The 5229-nt window shown below is 67.4% G+C and carries 5 protein-coding genes; 3 read left to right on the top strand and 2 right to left on the bottom strand.

The genetic code is table 11. From position 1 onward, the window contains the following. Positions 1-576: 576 nt before the first annotated feature. The gene (locus Gocc_RS15415) at positions 577-1701 is read right to left on the bottom strand and encodes a thiolase family protein (RefSeq protein WP_114797469.1); all 1125 of its coding nucleotides are present in this window, start codon (positions 1699-1701) and stop codon (positions 577-579) included. 331 nt (positions 1702-2032) lie between these two features. On the opposite strand from Gocc_RS15415, the gene Gocc_RS15410 reads away from it, so the two are divergent. From Gocc_RS15410 to Gocc_RS15400, 3 genes are all read left to right on the top strand, one after another. Continuing rightward, entirely contained in the window at positions 2033-2422 is a 390-nt protein-coding gene (locus Gocc_RS15410) for a carboxymuconolactone decarboxylase family protein (protein WP_114797468.1), read from the top strand. A gap of 14 nt (positions 2423-2436) precedes the next feature. Next, the gene (locus tag Gocc_RS15405; RefSeq protein WP_114797467.1) at positions 2437-3336 is read left to right on the top strand and encodes an MBL fold metallo-hydrolase; all 900 of its coding nucleotides are present in this window, start codon (positions 2437-2439) and stop codon (positions 3334-3336) included. A gap of 282 nt (positions 3337-3618) precedes the next feature. After that, positions 3619-4788, top strand: a complete 1170-nt coding sequence (locus Gocc_RS15400; protein ID WP_422718005.1) for an IS256 family transposase — start codon at positions 3619-3621, stop codon at positions 4786-4788. Here Gocc_RS15400 and Gocc_RS15395 read toward each other — a convergent pair. Beyond that, the gene (locus Gocc_RS15395) at positions 4769-5038 is read right to left on the bottom strand and encodes a hypothetical protein (protein ID WP_147281351.1); all 270 of its coding nucleotides are present in this window, start codon (positions 5036-5038) and stop codon (positions 4769-4771) included. The two genes, Gocc_RS15400 and Gocc_RS15395, sit on opposite strands and share 20 nt — an antisense overlap. Positions 5039-5229: the final 191 nt, after the last annotated feature.

Below are 5229 nucleotides of genomic sequence, written 5' to 3'. Positions count from 1 at the left end.
TCCGCAACAGCCTGACGGCCTCGGAGCGAAACTCCAACGAGTAGGGCGGGATCTTTGGCATCAGCAGACATCCTTCCCGACCGAGCGAACTCAGTCAGCAGATGTCCACGGAAGCGGGGGAACTCCAGGCATCGGACGGAGCCGACTCAACCATGCGGTGGATCAGGGCTGAGATACGGCGCGTTCTGGGCCGGGTCGACGAAGCTCTGCCACCAGATCCGCACTAGTTCCTCCCCTTGACCGGGAGCTGTTCTCCTACGGCATCGTTGCCGTCGGGAGGTCGAGTGTGCCGCGCGACGAAGGCGCCGTCTTCCGTATCGAGATTGACGTGGTCTCCAGGCCCAACTGACTCCAGCCGCGCGATGATCCGGGCGCCGCCTTCGGTGTGGACGCTGCCAATCGCGACGTCGGAATCTGCCGGCCGCCCGGCACCGCGGCGTACCGTAGCGGCCTCCTCCACAACACCAGTCGTGACGACGACGTCACGGGTCTCGAGGCTCCCGCACCGGGGGCACCAGTCTCGATGCGGAAGTCCGCGCCACGCGCACCGGTCGCAGCCGCTGACGGTGATTCCGCTCATACGATCTTCTCCAGGACGGCGGCGTTGGCGCACGCCCCGTAGCGATACGCGACCATCCCGTAACCGGATACGACCCCGACGCGGGCTCCCCGAATCTGACGGGATCCTGCGGTGCCTCGAAGCTGACCCACGACCTCGACGAGACCGTGCATGCCACCTGCGGCGCCGGCCTGTCCGGCCGAGAGCTGGCCTCCCGAGGTGTTGACCGGCAGCTCGCGTGTGGCGAGTCGCTGCTCGATGAGTCTTCTGATGTCTCCGTCATCGGCAAACCCGAGATCCTCGAGCTGCACCAGTGCCATCGCCGGGTAGTCGTCGTAGACAGACACGACATCCACGTCCCCGGGCCCGATTCCGCTTTCGTGCCAGAGTTCGGGCGCGATCTCCCCGAGGCCCGTATCGAGTCCGTCTCCGTCCTGGCCGTCATGATTGTGCAGCGCTTTGAGCGCTCGAACGCGCACGGCTGACCCGGTCGCCTCGCCGCTCACGACGATGGCGTTGGCTCCAGTGACAACGGGAACGCAGTCGAATATCGAGAGCGGGTCGGCGACAATTGGCGCCCGAAGGTACTCATCGAGTGTCATCGGCTCCCTGTAGACAGCGCCGGGGTTCGCCTGGGCCCAGGAGCGCTGCGTGACCACGAGCTTTCCATACTCCTCGCGTCCGATCTGGTGCCGTTTCATGTGACGTTGGGTCAGCATTGCGAAAAGCACGTTCGGCCCGCCGGTCGGCAACGGGGATAGGTAGTCGCGCGTCGCGCTGTTGTACTCGTCCACGAGGCGGACGAACGCGTCCGGGTTGAGCCGGTCGCCTGCGACGAGCAGAACATGTTTGGCGTCCTCTGCCTCGACTGCGCTACGGGCATGCTGGAGCATCTCGATCGCGGAGGCACCTCCGTTGGCCGAATCCATCAGCCAGCGGACACGCAACCCAAGACTGACGGCGAGGTCGATCGCGTGGTCTGGCGCTAGCGAGAACGACGCGACGCCGAGGCCATCAATATCTGCCGGTGCGAGCCCTGCGTCGGCGAGTGCCCTCCGGGCAGCGTCAACGAGCACCGTCCTCGTCGTAACGTTTGAGCCCGGGTGCCGCGCGTAGGGGGACTCGGCTACCCCGGTGATCATTGCCTCCACCGCATCATTCTCGCTATGGCGGCGGACTGACGACCGGCTGCGCAAGCCGGCGCAATCAACCGTCGCCCCCGGGCGCGCCGCGCACCGTGCGATGTTTGTCCCACCACACGCCTCGCAGGGGCCAGCGTGCCGTGGCCTGTGGGCGGCGACCTCGGTTCCGCGGCTTGACGCCATGGGTCTCAGGAAATCCGAGAGCAGCGGACGACGATCGACCACGCGTACCCGGTCACGCGCTCGTTCGGTCGCTGTATGGTCACGCCGTGAGGAGCGGACGTAGCACCCAGACGGCATCGGCGCCCGGAGAGGCCCGTGGGTTGTCTGGATGAGCGATCGGGATCGCAGGGAGAAGGGCATCGCCGCGTACGCCAGCCAGTTCGGTATTCCCGAAGAAGGCGTGTGGGATCACCTGTGCGCGCTCGTCGGGGAGCGTATGGCGGAGGAGGCGATTTGGGCGGCCGCAGAGGCATGGGTTGACGATTGCCTCAGTCTCCGCGACCGCAGCCTGATCGTCCTGGCTTCACTGATTTCCCAGGGCGGGGTGGATGCGCGGATGCGCCCCCACGTACGCTGGGCTGTCGAGCACGGCGCCACACGCGAGGAGCTGGAGGCGCTCGCGACGCTGCTCGCCGTTTACGCCGGATTTCCGCGGGCATCGGTTGGGGTCGAGGTCATCCGTGACGAACTCGATCGGCTTGACGCTGCCAACCACTGAGCAAGGAGAAACCCGTGTCCGAAACCGAATCCCAAGCCACCGTTGCGCCCATCGTCTCGGCAGACCCGGTGGAGATAGCCGAGGGCGTCTACGTCATCCCCGACGGTCGCGTTCCCCTCGTGCCCAACGTGGGGATCGTGCTCGGTAGTCGTGCGGCGCTCGTGATCGACACAGGCATGGGGGCTGCGAGCGGTGCCCGCGTCCTGGAACACGCTCGAGCGCTCGCCGGCGACCGGTCCCTCGTCCTGACGCTAACTCACTTCCACCCCGAGCACGGATTCGGCGCCGAGGTATTCGAGAACGAAGCACTGATCGTCTACAACGCCGCCCAACGCGACGAGCTTCGAGAAAAGGGGGACGCATACGTCGGGATGTTTCGCGGCTTCGGGGAGTCGGTCGCCGAGCAGCTCATCGACGTCCGGCTGGTCAGCCCTCACATCACCTACAACGGCTCCTCCGCTGAGATCGACCTCGGCGGACGCACGGCGCGGCTGCTCGCCTGGGGTCTCGCCCACACCAAGGGCGACCAGGCCGTATTCCTTCCCGACGAGGCGATCGTGTTCGGCGGCGACCTGTTCGAGACGCGGATGTTCCCTATCGTCCCGTACTTCCCGCCCGATGACACAGACGTAGACGGCGACCTCTGGGTGGACGTCCTCGGAAAGGTGATCGATCTCGCGCCGACGACCGTAGTCCCAGGTCATGGGGACGTGACGGATGCCGGACTCATCGAGGCGGTGCGCGACTACCTCATCGCCCTCCGCGAGGAAACGGCCGCGCTGAGGCGGGACGGGCTATCCGCCGACGAGGTCGTCGAGACGCTCGCACCGAGAGTGCGCGAGCGGCACGGCGACTGGGACAACCCGGAGTGGATCGACTTCGGAATCCGCTGCTTCTACGACCGAGCCGTCTAACATCCCCGCTACCGGTCTCTAGCCCGCGCCGCGAGGTTGTCCCGTAGCTCGTAGAACTTGACGGCGGTCCCTCCGGCCTCGTCCGCTTCTTTTGGGAGCGTTCGAGGCGATCCGCCAAAGATCGAAGGAGGAACCGCCGTGAAGAAGGAAACGGTAGCGCTCGTCCCGGCCGAGGTCGTGTTGCCGCCGCGGGTGCAGGAGGCGCTCGGCCAGTTGGTCGGTGCCGCGAAGGAGGGGTTGCTCGCGCTGAGCGTTGGTGTCGGCCTCGGCGTGCTCGCTGAGCTGATGGAGGAGGAAGTCGTCGACGTGGTCGGCGCGAAGGGAAGGCACGACGCCGAGCGCACGGCCGTCCGTCACGGGCACGAGTCGGGCGAGGTGACGCTCGGCGGCCGCCGCGTCGGGGTGGAGCGGCCGCGTGTGCGCAGCGCCGACGGGCGAGCCGAGATGCGGCTGCAGACGTACGTGTACTTCGCCGACCGGGATCCGCTCTCGCGCTCGGTGCTGGAGCGGATGCTGGCCGGCGTCTCCACCCGCCGCTACCGCCGCACGCAGGAGCCGGTCGGCTCCGAGGTCGAGCAGGCTGCGCGGTCGACGTCGCGGTCGGCTGTCTCGCGCACCTTCATCGAGCGCACCCGCCGCTCGCTGGGCGAGCTGATGAGCCGCCGCCTCGACGACGTCAGGCTGGCGGTGATGATGATCGACGGGCTCGAGCTGCAGGGACGCACGAACGTGGTCGCGCTCGGGATCAGCACCGAGGGCGTCAAGATCCCGCTTGGGCTCTGGGAAGGGTCGAGCGAGAACGCGACCGTGGCGACGGCGCTGCTCTCGGATCTGGTGGAGCGCGGCCTCGACCCCGAGCAGGGGATCCTGTTCGTGATCGATGGCGCCAAGGCGCTCCGCAAGGCGGTCCGCAACGTCTTCGGCGACGCGCCCGTGCAGCGCTGTCTGCGCCACAAGGAGAGAAACGTGACCGAGCATCTGCCCGAGCGCGACCGGCCGAACGTGCAGCAGCGGCTGCGGCGGGCGTGGGCTCAGGACGACCACGCCCGCGCGCTCGACCAGCTCCGCCGGCTCGCGGGCGAGCTCGACCACGTGCATCCCGGCGCCGCCGGCTCGCTGCGAGAAGGGATGGAGGAGACACTGACGCTGACCCGCCTCGGCGTCAGCGGCAGCCTCAAGCGCACGCTCTCCTCGACCAACCCGTGCGAGTCGATGATCGAGATCGTCCGCCGCACCCAACGCAACGTGAAGCGCTGGTCCTCGGGCGAGATGGCGCTGCGCTGGACCGCCGCCGGCATGCTCGAAGCCGAACGACAGTTTCGGAAGATCATCGGCTACCGCGACCTCGCCACCCTCCTCGTCGCGATCGAACACGACCACGACCGTCGCCGTCACTCCCTCGATGCCGCTCGCACCTCGACGAAGGAGACCGCTATCGTCGCAGCGGTCTAACGATCACACCGGGACCGCCGTCACGAAATTCCACGGCGCTCGGGACATCCTCCGCGCCGCCGGTCGGGTGGAGCGGCGCTCGTACGCTGCGGTCGATCTCGAGCCTGAACACGTCGAAGCGGTTGTAGTGGCCAACGATGTCGTGGAAGAGCCGTCCCCGGAGGATCGCGTTGAGATCGCAGTCGGCGAAGACGATCCCGGGCTCGTCCACGAGCGGCGGCGTAACCCATTGCCCGTTCGGGCCGATCACGCCTGAGATGCAGTTATACGTGCCGTCCGGCACGTCAAAGGGCAACCCGAGTTCGGCCGCAACCGAGGATGACCCGACGGCCGTGGAATCTGATGGCGGCCTCCTGATGGATCATATGGTCAGGCTGTGACAGCGATGGTGGACGGGTTCTCGGCGCCGACGGTGTGGCGGAGGGTCGCCGCGAGTTGCGG

This window comes from Gaiella occulta (assembly GCF_003351045.1).
Taxonomy (GTDB): Bacteria; Actinomycetota; Thermoleophilia; order Gaiellales; family Gaiellaceae; genus Gaiella; species Gaiella occulta.
Note: the sequence above shows the minus strand (reverse complement) of the source record. Positions and strands in the feature narration are given on the sequence as shown.